This is a genomic window from Aliihoeflea sp. PC F10.4 (genome assembly GCF_054612275.1).
Genome location: NZ_JBTSWH010000001.1, coordinates 3,529,435 through 3,549,391, shown reverse-complemented (window position 1 = coordinate 3,549,391; position 19,957 = coordinate 3,529,435). Strand labels below are relative to the sequence as shown.

20 protein-coding genes, 2 tRNA genes and 1 pseudogene are annotated in these 19,957 nt (G+C 60.7%); 7 read left to right on the top strand and 16 right to left on the bottom strand.

Annotated elements, in window-relative coordinates; translation table 11 throughout:
• The first annotated feature begins 129 nt into the window (after positions 1 to 129).
• The gene (locus ACX82Z_RS17865; protein WP_459590355.1) at positions 130 to 1,455 is read left to right on the top strand and encodes a M20 metallopeptidase family protein; all 1,326 of its coding nucleotides are present in this window, start codon (positions 130 to 132) and stop codon (positions 1,453 to 1,455) included.
• A 185-nt stretch (positions 1,456 to 1,640) separates the two neighbouring features.
• Here the strand turns inward: ACX82Z_RS17865 and ACX82Z_RS17860 are convergent, their stop codons facing one another.
• Positions 1,641 to 2,279: a VOC family protein gene (locus ACX82Z_RS17860; protein ID WP_459590353.1), complete on the bottom strand. Its 639-nt coding sequence runs from the start codon at positions 2,277 to 2,279 to the stop codon at positions 1,641 to 1,643.
• Between the two features lie 852 nt (positions 2,280 to 3,131).
• On the opposite strand from ACX82Z_RS17860, the gene ACX82Z_RS17855 reads away from it, so the two are divergent.
• A complete protein-coding gene (locus ACX82Z_RS17855; protein ID WP_459590352.1) occupies positions 3,132 to 4,514 on the top strand; it encodes an amidohydrolase in 1,383 nt (460 codons plus the stop codon).
• Between the two features lie 117 nt (positions 4,515 to 4,631).
• On the top strand, positions 4,632 to 5,198 hold the full coding sequence (locus tag ACX82Z_RS17850) for a DUF308 domain-containing protein (protein WP_459590350.1): 567 nt from the start codon (positions 4,632 to 4,634) through the stop codon (positions 5,196 to 5,198).
• A 79-nt stretch (positions 5,199 to 5,277) separates the two neighbouring features.
• Here ACX82Z_RS17850 and ACX82Z_RS17845 read toward each other — a convergent pair whose 3' ends face one another.
• From ACX82Z_RS17845 to ACX82Z_RS17780, 14 genes and pseudogenes are all read right to left on the bottom strand, one after another.
• Positions 5,278 to 5,697 (bottom strand): hypothetical protein, encoded by a 420-nt coding sequence (locus tag ACX82Z_RS17845; protein ID WP_459590349.1) that lies wholly within the window; start codon positions 5,695 to 5,697, stop codon positions 5,278 to 5,280.
• A 133-nt stretch (positions 5,698 to 5,830) separates the two neighbouring features.
• Positions 5,831 to 6,016: a hypothetical protein gene (locus ACX82Z_RS17840; protein WP_459590348.1), complete on the bottom strand. Its 186-nt coding sequence runs from the start codon at positions 6,014 to 6,016 to the stop codon at positions 5,831 to 5,833.
• A gap of 134 nt (positions 6,017 to 6,150) precedes the next feature.
• A complete protein-coding gene (locus ACX82Z_RS17835) occupies positions 6,151 to 7,770 on the bottom strand; it encodes an MFS transporter (protein WP_459590347.1) in 1,620 nt (539 codons plus the stop codon).
• Positions 7,771 to 7,833: 63 nt separating this feature from the next.
• The gene (gene glsA, locus ACX82Z_RS17830) at positions 7,834 to 8,817 is read right to left on the bottom strand and encodes a glutaminase A (protein WP_459911855.1); all 984 of its coding nucleotides are present in this window, start codon (positions 8,815 to 8,817) and stop codon (positions 7,834 to 7,836) included.
• Positions 8,818 to 9,290: 473 nt separating this feature from the next.
• Positions 9,291 to 9,366 (bottom strand) — tRNA-Phe (locus ACX82Z_RS17825).
• Between the two features lie 121 nt (positions 9,367 to 9,487).
• Positions 9,488 to 9,697, bottom strand: coding sequence for a DNA gyrase inhibitor YacG (gene yacG / locus ACX82Z_RS17820; RefSeq protein ID WP_459590346.1), 210 nt, complete (start codon positions 9,695 to 9,697; stop codon positions 9,488 to 9,490).
• Positions 9,697 to 10,323 carry a Maf-like protein gene (locus ACX82Z_RS17815; RefSeq protein WP_459590345.1) on the bottom strand — a complete coding sequence of 209 codons (627 nt, stop codon included), beginning with the start codon at positions 10,321 to 10,323 and terminating at the stop codon, positions 9,697 to 9,699. Before ACX82Z_RS17815 ends, yacG begins: the two co-directional genes overlap by 1 nt.
• Positions 10,324 to 10,350: 27 nt before the next feature.
• Positions 10,351 to 10,569, bottom strand: coding sequence for a translation initiation factor IF-1 (infA, locus tag ACX82Z_RS17810; protein ID WP_024588484.1), 219 nt, complete (start codon positions 10,567 to 10,569; stop codon positions 10,351 to 10,353).
• A gap of 88 nt (positions 10,570 to 10,657) precedes the next feature.
• On the bottom strand, positions 10,658 to 11,119 hold the full coding sequence (locus tag ACX82Z_RS17805) for an arsenate-mycothiol transferase ArsC (RefSeq protein ID WP_459590344.1): 462 nt from the start codon (positions 11,117 to 11,119) through the stop codon (positions 10,658 to 10,660).
• Positions 11,116 to 11,598 (bottom strand): UPF0262 family protein, encoded by a 483-nt coding sequence (locus ACX82Z_RS17800; protein ID WP_459590343.1) that lies wholly within the window; start codon positions 11,596 to 11,598, stop codon positions 11,116 to 11,118. Before ACX82Z_RS17800 ends, ACX82Z_RS17805 begins: the two co-directional genes overlap by 4 nt.
• 8 nt (positions 11,599 to 11,606) lie before the next feature.
• Positions 11,607 to 12,898: pseudogene (hisD, locus tag ACX82Z_RS17795) on the bottom strand (histidinol dehydrogenase).
• Between the two features lie 14 nt (positions 12,899 to 12,912).
• Complete coding sequence (locus ACX82Z_RS17790; protein WP_459590342.1) at positions 12,913 to 13,347, bottom strand: DUF2948 family protein; 435 nt, start codon at positions 13,345 to 13,347, stop codon at positions 12,913 to 12,915.
• A gap of 95 nt (positions 13,348 to 13,442) precedes the next feature.
• Entirely contained in the window at positions 13,443 to 14,732 is a 1,290-nt protein-coding gene (murA, locus tag ACX82Z_RS17785) for a UDP-N-acetylglucosamine 1-carboxyvinyltransferase (protein ID WP_459590341.1), read from the bottom strand.
• Between the two features lie 181 nt (positions 14,733 to 14,913).
• The gene (locus tag ACX82Z_RS17780) at positions 14,914 to 15,108 is read right to left on the bottom strand and encodes a hypothetical protein (RefSeq protein WP_459590340.1); all 195 of its coding nucleotides are present in this window, start codon (positions 15,106 to 15,108) and stop codon (positions 14,914 to 14,916) included.
• A 120-nt stretch (positions 15,109 to 15,228) separates the two neighbouring features.
• Here ACX82Z_RS17780 and ACX82Z_RS17775 point away from each other — a divergent pair.
• Positions 15,229 to 15,303: transfer RNA gene (locus ACX82Z_RS17775), tRNA-Thr, on the top strand.
• Between the two features lie 111 nt (positions 15,304 to 15,414).
• Here ACX82Z_RS17775 and ACX82Z_RS17770 read toward each other — a convergent pair.
• A complete protein-coding gene (locus ACX82Z_RS17770; protein ID WP_459911853.1) occupies positions 15,415 to 15,978 on the bottom strand; it encodes a TetR/AcrR family transcriptional regulator in 564 nt (187 codons plus the stop codon).
• A gap of 159 nt (positions 15,979 to 16,137) precedes the next feature.
• On the opposite strand from ACX82Z_RS17770, the gene ACX82Z_RS17765 reads away from it, so the two are divergent.
• Genes ACX82Z_RS17765 through ACX82Z_RS17755 form a run of 3 tightly spaced genes read left to right on the top strand, consistent with a single transcriptional unit; the run spans position 16,138 to position 19,923 of the window.
• Positions 16,138 to 16,632, top strand: coding sequence for a (2Fe-2S)-binding protein (locus tag ACX82Z_RS17765; RefSeq protein ID WP_459590339.1), 495 nt, complete (start codon positions 16,138 to 16,140; stop codon positions 16,630 to 16,632).
• Positions 16,629 to 17,684: an FAD binding domain-containing protein gene (locus tag ACX82Z_RS17760; protein WP_459590338.1), complete on the top strand. Its 1,056-nt coding sequence runs from the start codon at positions 16,629 to 16,631 to the stop codon at positions 17,682 to 17,684. The genes ACX82Z_RS17765 and ACX82Z_RS17760 overlap by 4 nt, the downstream gene beginning before the upstream one ends.
• Entirely contained in the window at positions 17,677 to 19,923 is a 2,247-nt protein-coding gene (locus ACX82Z_RS17755; protein WP_459590337.1) for a xanthine dehydrogenase family protein molybdopterin-binding subunit, read from the top strand. The genes ACX82Z_RS17760 and ACX82Z_RS17755 overlap by 8 nt, the downstream gene beginning before the upstream one ends.
• The last annotated feature ends 34 nt before the right edge of the window (positions 19,924 to 19,957 follow it).

Genomic DNA, 19,957 nt, shown 5'->3' with positions numbered 1-19,957 from the left:
AGGCCCGACGGGTTTCTGGCCCAATGTAAGTTCATGCAGTCTTGGTTGACTTGGAGACGAGGGTCGCCAGACTGCTTACAGCCGTGCGTTGATCGAGGGTAAAGGCGCACGGGAACCGGGAGAGCTCGAATGAACCTATCGCAATTCGTCCGCACGCATCTGGCGGCGGGAATCTGTCTGGCAGCCATCGCTTCACCAGCATTGGCGCAAGCCTATGATGCCGACGATATCGGTACCCGCGTCTCGGAAATCGAAGATCAGATCATCGAATGGCGTCGCCATTTTCACCAACATCCCGAGCTTTCCTATCAGGAGCATGAAACAGCCGCCTACATCGCCGAGGCGTTGGCGCAGATGCCGGGGATCGAAGTGGAAACCGGTATCGCGCAGACGGGCATAAAGGCGGTTCTCACCGGCGGCCAGCCCGGCCCGGTCGTCGCCCTGCGCGCCGACATGGACGCCCTGCCGGTCGAAGAGCGCAACGATCTGCCGTTCAAATCCACGGCGACGGCCGAGTGGCGCGGGCAGGAAGTGAACGTGTCGCACGCCTGCGGACACGACACGCATATGGCGATGCTGCTCGGCGCGGCCAAAATCCTCTCCGACATGCGCGAGGACATTCCCGGTACGGTCGTGTTCCTGTTCCAGCCAGCCGAGGAGCAGGGGCCCGGTCCGGTCCCGAGCGGTGCTGGCGCGATGGTCAGCGAAGGCGTGCTCGAGAACCCGAAGGTAAACGTGGTCATGGGCCAGCACATCTTTGCGGGCGCCCCTTCCGGCCAGATCAACTATCGTCAAGGCAGCCTGATGGCGAGCGGTGACGCCTTCACCATCACGGTCGAAGGGGTTGGCGGTCACGGTGCCAGCCCTTGGACCGCCAAGGACCCTATTCTCGTCGCCTCGCAAATCGCGCTCTCGCTGCAGAACATCGTCAGCCATCAGGTCAATCCGATGGATGGCGGACCGACCGTGGTGACGATCGGCTCGTTCAACAGCGGCAACCGGCCGAACGTCATTCCCGAAACAGCCGAACTGACCGGCACGATCCGCAGCCTGTCTCCCGAAAACCAGCGGATCGCACATGAGAGCCTGACGATGAAGGCTGAGCATATCGCGGCCAGCGCCGGCATGACGGCTACGGTGGAAATCCAGACCGGTTACGAAGTTCTGATCAGCGATCCCGATGCGACGCGCAGCGTCGTCTCGGCACTGAATGACGCGTCACTCAACGGAGAAGCTGTCGAGATCCAGCCGACAATGACATCGGAAGATTTTGGCGCGTTTGGTGCCGACATTCCCGTCGTCTTCTGGCACCTGCAGGCATCGCCGCACGAAGATCGCGACGGCGCGCCGAACCACTCGTCGGAATTCCAGATCGACGAAGCGGCAATGGCGGTCGGCACCAAGGCGTTCGTCGGAGCGACGCTTGCTTATATGGACGCGCATCCGCAGGAATAGGGAAAACGTCGGGGGCAGGCGAGCCTTTCTGCTTCCGTGCGGACGCTTAAGGAGGGCGGCCGGCCCGTCCCGTTACAACAGCGTTTTCGAAAATGGGATCGTGTTGGGCGACGATATATTGCGGGCGACTATTCGACTCTTCGGATGCGTGATCCCGAGGGCTTCACGCTGCGGTCGCGTTGAACTCAGGTTAGTTCCTTTACGCCATGGGGCGTTTCTATAACGGCACGATAACGGACCATAGGACCGCGTATGACTTCGGGCGGGCGATCAATTTCGAGGCCGAGATACAGTCTTGCTATGATCTCAGGGGCGGGATGTTCAAGGGTGAATTTTGCCAACCGTGCGCCCAGATCAGGAATGGTTGCGATATATCCAGAGTCGCCACGGTGGTCGATCAACGAGGGCGCAGCGCCGTCAAGTGGAAGCGAACCGTCCTTTTGAATGCTGAACGCGAATGTCGGGGCTTCGGGCGGCAGTGGAATCTCTTCGCCAAAGATCGCCGCATGTTGCGTCAGGATAAAGCCAAGAGCCTGCGTGCTGGCGACCCAGCCGCGTAAGCGACGGCCTCCGTCCCAATCTGCCCTGACTTTGCGGTGATCATCGACACCGAACCAGCGAGCACGTCCCGGATCAAACCCATCCGGGTCCAGCGCCACGATTTCCAGATAAGTTGAAGCGCCAAGTCGAAGGCGGTGATTGTGCGTTCCCATATATTCGTGACGGCTCCCAAAGGGCACGTCTAGTCCGAGACAGTCGCGAACATGCTCTGCGCCTTCGGAAAGGCTGGGGGCAATCACAGTCAAATGGTCCAACTTCAGCAATTAGTTCCCCGTTTGGGCAAGGTGCTTCGCACACAACCCTACATCTGGCTGCATCTCAGATGCACGGCTCGACATTCCATTTTTAGCGTAGATGTTTGAACGACCAAACCAGGTTCGGTGCCTCGGGGCTGCGGAAAATAGGATGGAAAACCGACTGCAGGCTTATCAGCTTGAAGCTTGGAAGACCGGACTTGCCGTTATTGTGCTAAGCGCTACGGTGCGTTCATAATCCAGTCCCATGGGACCAGCGCGCACTTCCTGCACTGTGGGCCGAAAGCGCGCCTCTGCCATTGAGCCAATCGTGATTGCGTCGTCCGGTATGCTCGAACCGCATTGCGAGCGCAGCGTACCAGTTCGGTGATCGAGGTCTACGGCCGGTTCTGAGAAACGCTCGTCAATCAATCAACGGCAGCGACTGGGTCGCGAACTGCCGACGGCCTCATTGCGGTGTGGATGCTGCAAATGAGGAGAGTCATTTTCCGTGCGAGCTCAGCCCAAAAAAGCGCGCGGCCAGCTTTGAGAGTTCATCGAAACATCCGCACCTCCACCTTCCGGGATTGTAATATTAGCTGCCTGTGATAGGCCTTACCTTGCGGAATGTGTGTTGCTTGGGGAAGGTGGACGCAACGTTGTTTTGAACGCAACGAGGTGGAGGTCGAAATGTGGGACAGTTCCCCGGAACTATTGCCTTTTATGTCGCGCCGGTCCCTTCTGATTGGATCACTTGCAACGACCGCATACGCTCTGGTCCCTTCATTGGTTCGGGCGCAAAGTGCACAGTCTGGGCGATCGACCCCGCCTGCATCCGCACAGCCCGCCTGGGATGCCGTCGAAACGTTTCGCGAAGCCATTTTGCGCATTTCCCGTGAAGTCTGGGAAAATCCCGAACTTTCCCTGCATGAGGAGATTTCGGCCGAGATTCATCTTCGAGAACTTCGTGAGGCGGGATTCACGATCGTCAGCACGGGCACCTCTGGAATTCCCACCGCCTTCGTAGCTGAATGGGAAAATGGAGAAGGCGGCCCAAAAATCGGTTTCCTTCCGGAATATGACGCTCTTCCTGGGCTGGGAAACGCTGCTGAACCACGCCAGACGCCCGGGCCGACAGGCGTTGAAGTGGGGCATGGTTGCGGCCACAACATGCTCGGCGCAGGCTGCACGGGCGCTGCATTCGCCCTGAAGAAAATGATGATCGACGATGACGTCGCCGGCACCATCCGGGTCTATGGTTGCGCAGCTGAAGAGACCGAAGGCGCAAAGGTCTATATGGCGCGAGATGGTCTGTTCGATGATCTCGATGCATGTCTTGCCTGGCATCCCGGTCCGATGAACGCCACGGGTCTGTTGCGGACTGCAGCCGTCAATATGCTGCGCATTCGATATACCGGTCGCACGGCGCATGCCGGCGTCGATCCATGGGACGGTCGCAGTGCCTTGAAGGGTGTCGAATTGTTCGGGACCGGCATCCAGTTCATGCGCGAACACATCAAGCCGACGACGCGTATGCACTACTCTATCACGGATGGTGGAGGCACTCCGAATGTCGTGCCGGAACACGCGGAAGTTCTCATCATGATCCGCGATCAGGACCGCGCGGAAGTCGACGCCACGACCGAGTGGGTGAGAGACGTCGCGAATGGCGCAGCCACCACGACCCAGACCTCAGTCGAGATCAATCATTTCTTCGGCATGCACGATCTGCTGCCCAATGAAACCCTCGCTGCCCGGTTACATGAGCACATGTCCGTGCTGCCCATCGAATGGACGGAAGAAGAGCAGGAATTTGCAAGGGCCTGCCAGCGGGAAATGGGCCTCGATGAAGCTGGCCTGATGCCGATGGTCGTGCCTCTCCTGCCTGAAATCACGACAGGCGGCGCAACCGATGTAGGCGATGTCAGCTACAATACGCCCACTGGACTTTTTGCACTCGCTACGATGCCGATCGGAGTAGGCCTTCACACTTGGCCCGTGACGGCCTGCGGAGGCATGAGCATCGGAGACAAGGGCTCCATTTACTCCGCTGCAGTCATGGCAGGTGTCGGATACGATCTCATGACGGATGCTGATTTGCGGGCTGCCGCACGCGCGGATTTCGATCGACGCAAGGACGGCAGAGAATATGTGTCGCCTTTGCCGGAAGGACGCGTTCGTCCGGACAACATCCCTGCACACCTTCTTTTGAGAGACGGCAGTTCCGAACTCGGCGTCGCATATGACGACCAGCAACCGGAGTGATGTCGAATACGCCAAGTAAGCGGGAAGCCTCCTTGGCGGCTAACGGTCGCAAGGCGCGTGAGGCGCATCTTCAGGAACGCGATACCGCCAAAAGGCGGAGTGAATGAAGGAAAGCCAATGTCCAGAGCGAACACCGCTTTGAATGCGTCCATCAAGGCTCTGCGCGGTATCGTCATGATCGTAGCAGGCTTCTTCGTCATTACGTATCCGGTGGAAGCGGTGCGGTTCGTACTGCTGGCCGGTGGTGGACTTCTCGTTCTGGATGGTATTCTCAACCTTACGAGCCTCAATTTTTGGGGCCATCGGGACCTCGAATACTGGATCGGATTGGTCCGCAGCCTGCTCGCCATCGCGACGGGCCTGATGATAATATTTGCTCCTTGGCTGGGCTCGATCCTTTCGATGGATGTCCTTCGTTGGCTGATTGGCGGACAGGCAATCCTTGTCGGCGTTGCCGAAATGGCCACCCTCCTCGTTCGTCCCAAAATTTCGGCTATAGAGACACCTGCATGGACCACAGTCATAAGTGGCGGGACCTATGCCCTTTTCGGTTTGCTACTCATTTTCATGCCGGCCGATATCGCCGCCATTCTTGCAAGGATCGTCGGCGTCTTGATGGTCGTCTTTGCCATCAGCCTGTTCGTCGAAACTTGGAGCTTGCGCGCGATGGGAACGCGCCGCTGATCGACGGGCTTGGGCAAGCCTGGCTCCGCCACAACTGACGATCGATGAGTTTTCGCTTCTGTCGCGGGCGAACTCGGCATTAGTTCAAAAACGCCGAGTTGAAACTCCACATCACCATCATGGCAAAGCCGTACGGTATCAGAATACCTAATAGCAGAGCGGCGATGATGGTCGCTTTCTTTAGTACGAAAACGGGATGTTTTTCACGATGAGATCGTTTTCGCCAGTTCGCCATGTCCCGAATGGCGATGAAAGCGTTCCAGACACAAAGAACAAGTCCTAATGAAAGAAAGGCCCATCCGATTATGGAAAGGGCGAAATCCTGCGGGATGCCTGGCAAGGCATCGTAGTCCAGTCCCGAAACTGTATTCCCAGCTCCAATTTCAGCCTGGAACAAATCAAGTCCGAGAGCGATTATTGCGCCAAAAATCACGTAATTTCGGTAGTGAGACGCGACGTAGTCAAGGGTATATGGTGCGGGCTGTTGTTCCAGCGACATCGATCAGCTTTCAGACACCTTTCATGCGCGCCACGGCCGGCGAAGGGCGGGAGCCGGATTGAAATATCGTCTATGCTTCGGACATCGAGACCGTTAGCCAAGCACGGATGATTTCTCCAGCGCGGTTTCGCGCCTAGTTCCGTCGTACGACCTTGGCGATGAGCAGACCGATACCGATCGCCAACAATACACAGCCACCGACAAGTCCCGCGGTGGCATCGTATCGATAGCCGGATGCGGCAACCAGAAAGCCGACGATGATCAGCCCAATAGCAATGAGTTTATTGACCATCAAGGGTGATGTGCTTTGCTGAGACATGAATACTCTCCCGGTTCAGTAGATCTTCGATGGTGATTGGTCATAATTTGGGCAGGTCAGACGTTCGGCCCAATGAAGCGCGCCGATACCCTCTGTCGCAAGCCGCGGAATATCTTGGTTGCGCCAACAAGCTGTCAGCCCTCCGGAATTTCGCCCGGTCGATAGGACGGTAGCTTTCCGGTGGGAAAAATCGCCACGATGGCCAATCCAGCCATTATGAGAAATCCGATCTTCAGCGCGAGCAATCTGGATTCGGTATTCACGCGCAGCGCTTCGGCCTTCTGTTCCGGTGATGCTGTCGTCGCTGCAATGACATTGGCCAGTTGATCGTTGCTGACGAAGGTGATGCTATCGAGATTGACCTGCGATTGAATTTCGATCGGCAATTGGGGATTTTCGGTAAGCTGCCGCATGACTGCGGAGCTCAAAAGCCCAACCAGCAGCGCGCCCGCGACGGCTGTTCCGACAGCGGCAGCAAGGTTGTTCGTCGTTCCACGCAGTGAGCCGACATCACCGGCAAGCTCCTTGGGCGAGGCGGTGACGAGCACATTGAAGACAAGCGTGACCAGCGATCCCTGTCCGATGCCGAACAATATGAGACCGAACAGAACCGGAATCGAGCTCCAGTCATTGCGCACGACGAAAGCAAGCCATAGCAGGGCTACCGCACAAAGGATGAAGCCGGCACGGCCTATCTGCCTTGGGGTGAACTTTGTGTAGAAGCGCACGATGACCATAGCGGCGAAAAACACCGTCAGGTTGAATGGCAGCATGGCGACAGCCGTCGCCAAGGGCGTGCGGCCTTGCACGATCTGAATGTAGAGCGGAACCGAGAAGTTGAGCGCGGCTTCCAGCGCAACCACCGTGAACATGGCGTAGACGGCTGCTCGCTCCTGAGGCGAGTCGAGAACGGCAAGCGCAAGCAAGGGTGTCTTGCCACCCGTCTCACGCCTGCGTGTCCAGGCAAAGAAAGCCTGCCCCAGAACAGCGCCGATAACGATCATGATCGGAGCGGGTGAGACACCCAGCAGGTTGAATGGTGCTGCTGAACGGGCATACACCAACCCCCAGCCATTCAGATTGTTGAAGCCGAAACTGATGAGGATGATGGCGGCAGCGGCAAGCAGCACACCCACACCGTCTATGCGCACGTCCGACCGGCCATGGTCGGGTTTCAGGCGGAAGCTCAGCACGAAGACCACAACCGATACGGCAATCAGGATGCCGAAAACCGGTCGCCAGCCGATGAAGGTTCCAAGAACGCCTCCGATCAGGAATGCCAGAACACCTGCACCTGCGCGCGCCGAACCGAGCGCACCAAGCGCGGTGGCCTGCTGCTGCCCGCGATAGTTCTCGGCAATCAGGGCAACAAGCGCCGGAACGATGACGGCCGCCGCTCCTCCGCACAGCGACTGCGCGGTAATCATGATGGTCGCGTTCCAGCTCATGGTCATGAGCACCTGAGCGAGACCGAACGTGACGACGGCTATTCGAAAGACCTGCACCGCGCCGAAGCGCTGAACCAGTTTTGCGCCGAGCATCACGAAGCCGGCCACGATCATCGAATAGGCGACGATGCCTGTAGCTATCGTTGTCGGAGGAACGCCGAAACTGTCGACCATGCCGCCCATCGCGACAGGCAGCGATGCCACGTTGAATGACATGATTGCCTGCCCGAAGGCGATCGCGATCATCGGAACCCACGAGTTCCTCACCTCGACGTCGAGTTCACCGGCGGATGTTGCGGTTGCCATAGCTGCGATCCCCTCACGATCGCCGAACCAATCGAGCCGAGACCGGCTCAATTATCGGCACTGTCAAGATATCAACAAATCAAGCCCCAGCCTTTGCGACAGAAACTGTGTCGCCAACTGACCTCGTACGCTGTTTCCGGCCTGATCTAGCGGTGGGGCAAACGTGCCCAGCCCGCCCTTGCCGGGAGAAATCGTAACGATCCCGCCGCCGATGCCGCTTTTCCCTGGCAATCCCACTTCATAGAGCCAGTCTCCCGACGTTTCATACAGTCCCGCCGTCAGCATCACGGCCAGCGCAAAATGGCAGACCTCCGGCTTGACGACCTGCTCGCGTGTGACCGGATTGAAACCGCCATTTGCAAGCGTTGCTCCCATCGTGGCCAAATCCTTCGCCGTGACGTCGAGTGAACATTGTCGCGTATAGAGCTCGACGGCTTCGACCGGGTCGCAATAGATTCGCCCAAGGCTTTCCAGCATCCATGAGATGCTGCGATTGCGGAAATTCGTTTCCGAAGCAGATCGATAAACCTCTTCGTTTACAGAAAGCGTTCTTCCCGCAAAGCGGGACAACCCATCAACGATGAAACGCCACTTCGCATCTTCGTCAGCACCGGGCGCCAGACTGGTCGTCGCAATGGCCCCGGCGTTGACCATCGGGTTGGTCAGTCCATGAGGATCGCGCTCGATACCCGTCGTTGAATTGAAAGCATATCCAGTCGCATTGGCACCGATCCGCTCCCGCGCCCCGGTTGGACCTATGACATCACAGATCAAGGCGAAGATGAACGGCTTGGACACACTCATAATGGTGAATTCGCGCTCGGCATCACCTACCGAAAATACACGGCCATTTGTGCCGACAACGCAAATGCCAAACAGTTCCGCTGGTGCGCGTGCAAGGGCTGGATAGACTTGGGATACCTGGCCATCCGTCAAAGACGCAAAGCGCTGATGCGCGTCACGGATCAGCTGAGTTGCAAAATCTTCTGGTGGCAAATCTCCCGTCGAAACAAACGTTTCTTCAGAGTTTAGGAATTTTTCTGGAATCTCCACAGGTAACTCCCGATAGAAATCAGATTTTTGAAAAAACTCCAATCTATACAACTTATAGCGTAAAGTATTATATCAAAAATTCCGTTACGGAACTTTCCATAAAGCGCAGATAAAATCAATGTAATTATTTGAGTTTTCGCTAAATTCCTGTCCGCTCAAATGGTCGCTGGCGATAGTGCGCGATGCGGGAGGTGGCCCGAATTGGAAAAGCGATTCATTCCCTGATTGGCCGCACCGAACGCGGACAGGCGTGAAGAATGGTTCTCAACGACCGATTCTGCCAGATCATGAGAGCCGTTTTTGCGCCCGAAAGGGGGGGGCAAAAGCTAACGCGCCTCTCGAAGTAAAACCGATCAGCGCGAGGTTGAGTAAGGACTGGTTCTCTAAGCACAACTATGGGAGCAAGTGTACAACGACGGGTGTCGTGACACGTGACACCTAAGATTCAGAACGTTGCTGGATACAAATGGTGCCTAGGGACGGAATCGAACCGCCGACACTGCGATTTTCAGTCGCATGCTCTACCAACTGAGCTACCTAGGCAACCGCTTCGCAGGTGGCCCGAAGACCTTGGGCGGGGTTGGTTCCCGCCGGAAGCGCGTGGGTTATAACACGTCAAATCGCGCTGTCCAGCGGCTGACGCAGCGATAACCGGCGAAAAATTTCACGTCTTGCTGCCGGGCTCCGTTTCGCCTGGTTCGTCCTCGTCCGGACGGCCCGGGATGACGTAGGAGCCGGTGAGCCACCGGTTGAGGTCGACATTCTTGCAGCGCACGGAGCAGAACGGAAAAGTCGCGCGCTGGGAGGGCTTGCCGCATTCGGGGCAGGGACGGGGTGGACGCAGTGGCGTCACCTTCTCGGGGTCGATCGCCATTAAACGGCCATCCCGGCCTGGGGCTGGATTTCCGGCCTGAAACCATCGCCTGAAAGCAGGCTGATCGCCTCATAGAGCGGCAGTCCGACGACATTGGTGTAGGAGCCGACGAGCTTGACGACGAAGACGCCTGCAAGGCCCTGAATGGCATAGCCGCCCGCCTTGCCGCGCCATTGGCCCGACTGGAGATAGGTCTGGATGTCCGCGCGTGACAGGCGCTTGAAGCGCACGCGCGTCTCGACGAGACGCACCCGAATCTTGCCTGCCGGCGTGACGACGCAGACGCCCGAATAGACCCGGTGCGCACGACCCGAAAGAAGCTTCAGGCAGTCCTCCGCCTCTTCCAGCGTTTCCGCTTTCGGAAGGATGCGGCGACCGACGGCGACGACCGTGTCGGCGGCGAGGACGAAAGCGGGGTCCTCGCCCTGCCGCTTCAGGCCCTCCGCCGCATGCTCGGCCTTGGCCTGCGCGAGGCGCTTGGCGAGCGAGCGGGGATGTTCGGCCCGGTGCGGGGTCTCGTCGATATCGGTGGCGAAGACGCGGTCGGGCTCGATGCCCGCCTGCTGGAGAAGCTCGATCCGTCGTGGCGAACCCGATGCGAGCACAAGCTTCTGGGAAATGCTCATCGAAATCCTGTGCCGCGCGGCGCGGGCTTACTTGAAGCGATAGGTGATGCGGCCTTTGGTCAGGTCGTAGGGCGTCATCTCGACCTGGACCTTGTCGCCGGTGAGCACGCGGATGCGGTTCTTGCGCATGCGGCCGGCCGTATGTGCAATGATCTCGTGATCGTTTTCTAGCTTGACCCGGAACATCGCATTCGGCAACAATTCGACGACGACGCCCGGGAACTCGAGGACTTCTTCCTTCGGCATTCGGAACCTTTGGTTTGTGCTGGTTTCGGCTATATAGGCCGTGATCGGCGCGGAACCTATAGGAAGTTGTCCATTTTGGAAACACGCATTATGCGTCGTTGCTGGCTTCGCTCCCGAACCTTTTACCGATCTGCGCTGACAGCCTGTTTCGCACGTCACGATAGGCGGCGATGATCTGCTCGCGCGTTCCGGTTGCGACCGAGGGGTCCGCCGTCGGCCAGTACTCGACATCGATGGACATCGAGCGCGTCAGTTCGAGCGCCGCATGGTGCGCTTCAGGCGCAAGCGTCACGATCAGATCGAAATAATCGTCTTCCAGTTCTTCGAGCGTGCGCGGTGCGTGCTTCACCTCGGGCAGGCCGGCTTCCTTCAGAACGGCGTCGACGAACGGATCACGCTCGCCCGCGCGCACGCCAGCGGACGAGACGAAGATGCCCTTCGCCAGCATGTTCCGGGCGATCGTCTCGGCCATCGGCGAGCGGATCGCGTTCATGCCGCACAGGAAGAGAATCGATTTGGGGCGCGCCTTGTCTCCCGCCAAGGCCGTCATCCGCGCCAGTGCAGCACGCAGACCAGCGTGAACAGCCGCCGCGCCGTGTCGAAATCGACGTCGATCTTGCCCGAAAGCCGGTCCATCAAAGTTTGCGAGCCTTCATTGTGAAGCCCGCGCCGGCCCATGTCGATCGCCTCGATCTGGCTGGGCGTGGAGGTGCGGATCGCGTCATAATAGCTTTCGCAGATCAGGAAATAGTCCTTCACGATCCGCCGGAAGGGTGTCAGCGAAAGAACGTGCGTCACGACCGCGTCGTTGCTTTCGCGTGTGATGGAAAAGACGAGCCGCGCATCGGCCAGCGACAGCTTGAGCTTGTAGGGGCCACCCGCCTGATCGCCGATCGGATGAAAGGAATTGTCCTCGATCAAGTCGAATATGGCGACGGCGCGCTCGTGCTCGACATCGGGCGTCGAACGGCCGATCGAGGTGTCGAGCTCGACATCGATCAGGCGGTTGAGGGAAGCGCTCTCACCCATCGCATCGCTCAGATGTTGAGCCGGATGGAGACGGCGCGACCGTGCCCGTCCAGCCCCTCGGCCGCCGACAGCGCGATGGCCGCCGGGCCGAGCGCGCGAAGCTGGTCCGGCCCGCATTTCAGGATCGAGGTGCGCTTCATGAATTCCAGAACCGACAGGCCCGACGAAAAACGCGCCGAGCGCGCCGTGGGCAGGACGTGGTTCGAGCCGCCGACATAGTCGCCGATCGTCTCTGGCGTGTAGCGTCCGAGGAAGATCGCACCGGCATTGCGGATGCGGGGCAAAAGCGCTTCCGGGTCGGCGACTGCGAGTTCCAGATGCTCGGCCGCGATCCGGTCGATCAGCGGGATCGCCTCGTCGAAATCGGCGACGAGAATGACCGCACCGAAATCGCGCCAGCTCTGGGCTGCGATTTCGCCGCGCGGCAGGGCGGATATCTGGCGCTCGACTTCCTCGGCGACGCGCGTGCCGAACGTGACGTCGTCGGTGATGAGGATCGATTGCGCCGCCGTGTCGTGCTCGGCCTGCGCGATAAGGTCCGCCGCTATCCATGCCGGATCGTTGTCGCCGTCGGCAACGACGAGGATTTCGGACGGCCCCGCGATCATGTCGATGCCGACCGTGCCGAAGACCTGTCTTTTGGCTGCCGCGACATAGGCGTTGCCCGGACCGACGATCTTGGCGACGGGCGCGATCGTTTCGGTGCCGTAGGCGAGGGCCGCGATGGCCTGCGCCCCGCCGACGCGGTAGATTTCATGGGCGCCTGCGATATGCGCGGCTGCCAGCACCAGCGGGTTCACCGTTCCGTCCGGCGTCGGCACGACCATGGCGATGCGCGGCACGCCCGCCACCTGTGCCGGAACGAGGTTCATCAGAACCGAACTGGGATAGCTCGCTGTTCCGCCGGGAACATAAACGCCGACCGATTCCACCGCCGTCCAGCGCGATCCGAGTTCGACCCCGATCGCGTCGGTGTAGCGGTCGTCCGCCGGTAATTGTCGCTGGTGGTGCGAGGCGATGCGGTCATGCGCCAGTTGCAGCGCCGCAAGCGTATCCGCATCGACCTTGCCGAGCGCGGCATCGATCTCGCCTTGTGTGAAGGCGAGGCCGTCGACCGACATCTTCATCCGGTCGAAGCGGTTCGTATAGTCGATCAGCGCCGCATCGCCCCGGCCGCGCACATCCGAAACGATGGCGCGCACCGCATCGTCCACATCCTGTGCGGCTTCGCGTTTGGAGCCAAGAACTCCGCGAAGGCGGTCTCGAAATCCGTGTCGCGTGTGTCGAGGCGGAAAGTCATTCGAAATAGGCGTCCTAAACGGCGTGCTGCGGTCTTGTGCCCGTTTCCCATGCCGCGCCGAGATCGGCAAGCCGCGCCTCGATATATTCGACATCGAGCCGGATGACGGCGTTTCCGGCAAAGATCAGTTCGATCGTGCCGGAAGGCGCGTCACCTGCGCTGAAGCGAAGGGTCAAAAGTTCGAGCACGTCATCCGCGCGCGCCCGGTCGATGCCGGTCGTCTTCATCGCCGAAACGCCCTCGAAGTGAAGGACCGAACGTCGGCGCTCGTAATCGCGCTTGAAGAAACCGGTCTTCTTTTCCCACACGAAGCGGTTCATCGCGATCACGAGGCGTCGTGAACCCGGCTCGTAGGATACGTTCCCGGTCTTGAGAACCGCATCCTGGCAATAGGCGGAGAGGACTTTCAGATCCTCTTCGTCGAAGGCGACGAGTTTCAGTTCGCTCATTCCGCTTCCCGATATCTGCTGTGCCCGAGGCGTGACGACGACATTAGTTCAGTTGCAGCGCAACGAAAACCCGAAAGGCGGGACGGGAGTTCCGGTCAGGACGACAGCCGCTCGATCGCCGCGCCGCAATTCGACAGCTTCGTCTCCAGCCGCTCGAAACCACGGTCGAGATGATAGACGCGGTTGACGATCGTCTCACCTTCGGCGGCGAGGCCGGCGATGACAAGCGAGACGGATGCGCGAAGGTCGGTCGCCATCACCGGCGCGCCGCGCAGCCGGTCGACGCCCTCGATGATCGCCGACTGTCCGGACAGCGAGATGTTTGCGCCGAGGCGAGCGAGCTCCTGAACATGCATGAAGCGGTTTTCGAAAATCGTTTCGGTGATCTTCGAGCGGCCCTTGGCCATGGTCATCAGGCCCATGAGCTGCGCCTGAAGATCGGTCGGGAAGCCGGGAAATGGCTCCGTCGTGACCTCGACCGGGCCGATGCCGGCGCCGTTGCGGGCAATGCGCAGGCCCGAATTCGTCTCGGAAATCTCGACGCCTGCAAGGCCAAGCGTGTCGAGCGCGCTTTGCAGGAGATCGCCGCGTGCGCCTTCGAGGATGACCTCGCCGCCGGTCATGGCGACGGCCATCGCATAGGTGCCGGTCTCGATCCGGTCGGGAATGACCTCGACGCGCGCCCCGTGAAGACGCGACACGCCCTCGATCACGATGGTCGACATGCCTGCGCCCGAAACCTTCGCGCCCATCGCGTTGAGGCATTCGGCAAGGTTCACGACCTCCGGCTCGCGCGCCGCATTTTCGAGAATCGTCTCGCCCTTGGCGAGCGTTGCCGCCATCATCAGGACGTGCGTCGCGCCGACCGAAACCTTCGGGAAGACGTAGCGCGCACCGACGAGGCCGTTCTTTGCGCGGGCGACGATATAACCCTGTTCGATATCGATTTCGGCGGAAAGCGCGCGCAGGCCGTCGATGAAGAGATCGACGGGACGCGTGCCGATGGCGCAGCCGCCCGGCAGCGACACGCGGCATTCGCCCATGCGCGCCAGAAGCGGTCCGATCACCCAGAAGCTCGCCCGCATCTTGGAGACGAGTTCGTAAGGTGCGGTCGTGTCGACGATCTCCTTGGCGGTGAAGTTGATCGTGCGCGAATAGCCTTCCTGCTGGGAAGAGCGGCGGCCGTTGACCGAATAGTCGACGCCGTGATTGCCGAGGATGCGGATCAGCTGCTCGACATCGGCCAGATGCGGCACGTTGTGCAGCATCAGCGTCTCGTCGGTCAAAAGCGAGGCGATCATCAGGGGCAGGGCGGCGTTTTTCGCGCCGGAGATGGGAATGGTGCCGCGAAGCTCGTTGCCGCCAAGGATGCGGATGCGATCCATCTTGAAGTTCTCTTTCCCGGTCCGGTTTCGGACACGGCTGGTGTGGCATGAAGGTGCGCGTCGCGCCTGTGCTGGCCGATGGCATGGATCGGGCATGTCGCGACTCACCGCTGAACGACGGTCAGGGTAACGCCTTTAGCCGATGCGCAAGGCAGGTTCAAGGAAGCGACGGGCGAGCCGGTCAGTCAGCTTCGGTCGTCTCGTCGGGCAAAAGCCCATCGGGCCGTTGGTCTTCGGCCCCGGCGCGGCGCGCGCGCAATTGCGCCTTGCGGCGCTGGAGATTGGCCCGCAGGCGCTCGGCAAGGCGCGTGTTGCGCCTTTGCGCCTGTCGCTCCGCCTCATGGCCCGGCGGATTTTGGCTGGTCTTGTCGCTCATGGTCTCAAATTAGCCTGCGCGCGCGGCTTGCGAAACCGCTTTCGCAGCGGCGTCTCGAAAAGGTCTTTTGGGTGCTTGCGCTCATCGGATGCCTATGGCAGAAGTCCGCCGCATCCGGAAGCTGCGGTAGCTCAGTGGTAGAGCACTCCCTTGGTAAGGGAGAGGTCGAGAGTTCAATCCTCTCTCGCAGCACCATCTCAAATTTTGGCACTGACGTAACAGCGCGCGCTATTTAACCGCCTAGTCTATGCTCGAAGCGCGAGATTGGAGCGCACTCTCGGGCAAATTCCCGCCCTTTCAGAGCGCTCAGCGTTTCAGGCCTTCCACGAAGATATCGAGTAGCCGCAGGACTTGGCTACGCCAGTTCGGACCCGGTTCCCGCGCGTAACAGAACGCGTACATGGTCTGGAGCAGGTCGTCGCCCGTCACGTCCCGGCGAATCTGGCCGGCGTCGACGGCCCGTTTCAGCAAGCGGTCGACGGCAGCAAGAACGCGATTGATCTGATCGGTATAGGTCTTCTTCGATTCTTCCGTCATCGCGATCGCAAGCGCGCCAAGAAGGCCGCGTTTGGTTTCGACAAGCGCGACATTGGCGTGTAGCCAGCTTCGCAGTGCCTCGACCGGATCGTCCGCGTCGACCAACCCCTCTGCCGTTTCGACGAGTTGCTCCATATCCTTGCTGAAGACGGCATGGAAAAGCGCCTGTCGCGTCGGAAAGTGCCGATAGAGAGTTCCGATCCCGACGCCTGCCTGCCGCGCCACAGCCTCGAGGCTGGCTTCCGGTCCGCCTTTGCCAAGGACGTCCTTCGCCGTCTCGACGAGTCGATCACGATTTCTCAGGGCGTCGGAACGCGGCTTGCGCTTGCGCATTTCCAATGAAACTAAATCTCCAGCTTGAAAAACGGAGGGTGCCTCCGTATAGTCTCTTTCGTGTCTACTCGAACATCTCGATTATCGGGCGATCATACGGGCTTCTCTGCCCCGGCGCGAGTAGCTGACCACCAGCAAATCCCAAAGGAAGGAAGCAAGATGCCACTTTCCATCAACCTGACGATAAATGGCGGGGTCCGCGATGTCGCGCTGGACGATCCGCGCGTCACGCTGCTCGACCTGCTGCGCGAACGCCTTGCGTTGCCCGGAACGAAGAAGGGCTGCGATCGGGGACAGTGCGGAGCCTGCACCGTTCTCGTGAACGGACGGCGGGTCAATTCGTGCCTGACGCTGGCGGCGACACTGGACGGTGCCGAGATCACCACCATCGAAGGCCTGTCGAACGGCGAGCTTCACCCGGTTCAGGCCGCTTTCATCGAGAACGACGCTTTCCAGTGCGGATATTGCACACCGGGCCAGATCATGAGCGCGGTGGGGCTCATCGCTGAAGGTAGCGCCGGCGACGATCCCGAGCGCATTCGCGAAGGCATGAGCGGCAATCTTTGCCGCTGCGCGGCCTATCACGGAATTACGCTTGCGGTGCAGGAAGCGACGCGCCGCATGGCCGGCGAGCGAAGGGAGGACGCGGCATGAAAAGTTTCGATTTCATCCAGCCCGCCACCATCGACGAAGCGCTGGCCGCATGGCAGCCGGGCGCTTCATGGCTTGGCGGTGGAACCAATCTGGTCGACCTCATGAAAACGGGAGCACTGCAACCGGACAGGGTCATCGATGTCAATCGCCTGCCGGACCTGCGGAAGATCGAGACGCTGCCTGACGGGTCTACCCGCATCGGCGCGCTCGTCAGCAATGCAAAGCTCGCCAGCGACAGTCAGTTTGCAGGCGACTTTCCCATGATCACGGAGGCCGTGCTTTCGGGCGCGTCCGGCCAGCTTCGCAATGCGGCGACGGTCGCGGGCAATTTGATGCAGCGGACCCGTTGCGCTTATTTTCAAGATCCAAACGCGGCCTGCAACCGGCGCGAGGCCGGCTCCGGCTGTGATGCGCGCGATGGAGAAAACGCCAATCTGGCGGTGCTGGGCTGGAGCGATGCGTGCATCGCGACCAGCCCGTCGGATTTCTGCGTTCCGCTCGTAGCACTTGATGCGGTCGTCGAAATTCGCGGTCGGGATGGGCAGCGCGAAGTTGCCATTTCGGATTTCCATCTTCTTCCCGGCGATACGCCCGAGCGTGAGACCGCGCTACAGCCCGGCGAACTCATCGTTGCGGTCCGCCTGCCGGCCGAAGCGAAGCAGTTTGCCGCCAACGCGCGTTATCTGAAAGTGCGTGAGCGCACCTCGTTCGCCTTCGCTGTCGCCTCGTGCGCCGGAGCATTGCATATGGAGGGCGGCCGCATCTTGAAGGCGAGACTGGCGCTCGGCGCGGTCGCGGCCCGGCCCTGGCGCGTCGCTGAGGCCGAGGCGCTTCTTGCCGGACATGCACCGGATGCCGATCTCTTCGCCCGTTCGGCGGATGCCGCACTTGCCGGCGCTTCGCCGTCCGGCGCGAATGGCTGGAAGATCGAACTTGCCCGTCGCACGGTCATCCGTGCGCTCGAAATGGCTGCTGCGGGCACTCCCGCGCGCATGCCCGCACTTCCCGCATCTCCCTTCGGAGAAAAAGTCGGAGAGCTCGCTCATGTCTGATATTCTTGCCCATCCCGTCCGGTTCGGTTCCAGTTCGGGCCAGCCGGTCACCCGTCGCGACGGCATCGCCAAAGTGACCGGCGCTGCCGTGTTCGCTGCCGACAATGCACCGGAAAAGCTGCTCTACGCCGTCTACGTCCCGGCAACGATCGCACGGGGCCGTGTCGTTCATCTGAACACGGAAGCGGCCGAGGCGCATCCGGGCGTCACCCTCGTCCTGACGCCGCAGAACCGCCCGGCGCTACAGGGAGATCCGTCGGAAAAGCCGACCATGTTCTCCTTCCGTGTCGAAGTGCTGCAGGATGACACCGTGCGCTATGCAGGCCAGCCGGTCGCAATGGTGGTCGGCGAGACGCTGGAGGCTGCTACCGAAGGCGCGCGGCTTTTGAACCCGCGCTACGCAGCCGAACCGGCGCGCACGGCACTTGGCGACAATGAACCCTTCGGTTTCGAGCCGCAGGGCTTCGGTCTGCCGGCCGGTGCCGAGCATGGAGATATCGACGCCGGACATGCGGCCGCCGACAGGTCGGTGGACGTAACTTATGAGACGGCGTCGCAATACCACAATCCCATGGAGACGCATGCCGTCGTCGCAAGCTGGGGCGACGATCAGCTTACGCTCGACATGCCGAGCCAGGCGCTTGCGATGTCATGTGCAGGGTATGCGTTCTTCTTTGGCATCCCCGCCGAAAACGTCACATTGCGCAGCCCGTATCTGGGCGGCGGGTTCGGCTCGAAGGCTATTCCGAGCGGTCCGCAGGTGCTGGCGATACTCGCTGCGCGCGAGACCAGGCGACCCGTCAAGCTGATGCTTACCCGCCAGCAGATGTTCGGGCCGGTCGGACATCGCGGGGCGACGCGTCAGCGACTCCGCCTTGGGATCGCCGCCAAGGGCGATCTGACGGTCATCGACCACGAGAGCGTTGCAGAAACCTCGACCTTCGACGATTTCATCGAGCCGGCGGCGAATGCATCGCAGGGGCTTTATGCCGCGCAGGCGCTGCGTTCGGCCCACCGAGGCGTTCGTCTGGATGTCGGAACGCCCGGCCCTATGCGCGCACCGGGCGAAGCGTCGGGGTCGGCTGCACTCGAATGCGCCATGGACGAACTCGCCGAGGCCGCCGGTATCGATCCGCTGGAGTTCAGGCTGCTCAACTATGCGGAAACGGAACCGGGCACCGGCAAGCCCTATTCCTCGAAGGCTTTGCGCGAATGCTACATGCAGGGTGCAAAGCGGTTCGGCTGGGCCGGGCGCCCCCTTCGATCGGGCCAGATGCGCGACGAGAACGGTCTTCTTACCGGCTGGGGAATGGGCACCGCGCTCTTTCCCTGTCCGATGTTCGCTGCCGAAGCGACCGCCACGCTGCGCGCCGACGGAAGCGCGCTCGTCGAAACATCTGCGGCCGACATGGGGCAGGGCGCCTGGACCGCTCTTGCGCAGATCGCAGCGGATAGCCTAGGCGTGCCGCTCGACAGGCTAGAATTTCGCGCCGGCCATTCCAAACTGCCCGATGGGGGTGTCGCTGGCGGTTCGGGCCATACCGCCACGGCCGGCAATGCGCTTCACGCGGCAGGCAGCGATGTCATCGCCCAGCTTGGCCAGATTGCCGCTGAAGACAAGGGGTCGCCGCTGCACGGTGCCGGCAATGCGCGCTTTATTGCGCGTGATGGCCGTATCCATGTCGAGGGGGACGAGAGCCGAAGCGAAAAGCTGGCCGACATTTTCGCGCGTGTCGGCAAAGCCGAGGTGACGGGCAGCGGCAGCGCCTCTCGCCCGCCGGAGGATGCGGAAAAGCACGCTATGCACTCGCACGGCGCCGTCTTCGCCGAGGTCAAGGTCGATCCTGATCTTTGCCAGATGCGCGTCACGCGTCTGGTCGGCGCATTCGCGGCGGGCCGGATCATCAATCCACGGCTGGCCGAAAGCCAATTGATGGGCGGGATGATCTGGGGCATTTCGTTCGCCCTTCACGAAGAGGCCAAATTCGACCGCCGTTCCGGCCGTGTGATGAACGCGGATTTCGCGGGCTACCATGTGCCGGTGAACGCGGACGTTGCCGGGCTTGAGGTCATCACCGTTCACGAGGACGACCCTTACGTGAATGCGCTCGGCATCAAGGGCGTCGGCGAGATTGGCATCACCGGCACTGTGGGCGCGATCGCGAACGCGATCTGGCACGCTACGGGTCGGCGAATCCGCCGCTTTCCGATCCGCATCGAGGATCTTTTGACGGCGTGAAAAAGGCGGCGCGTCTGCCATCGTGAGCGATGAC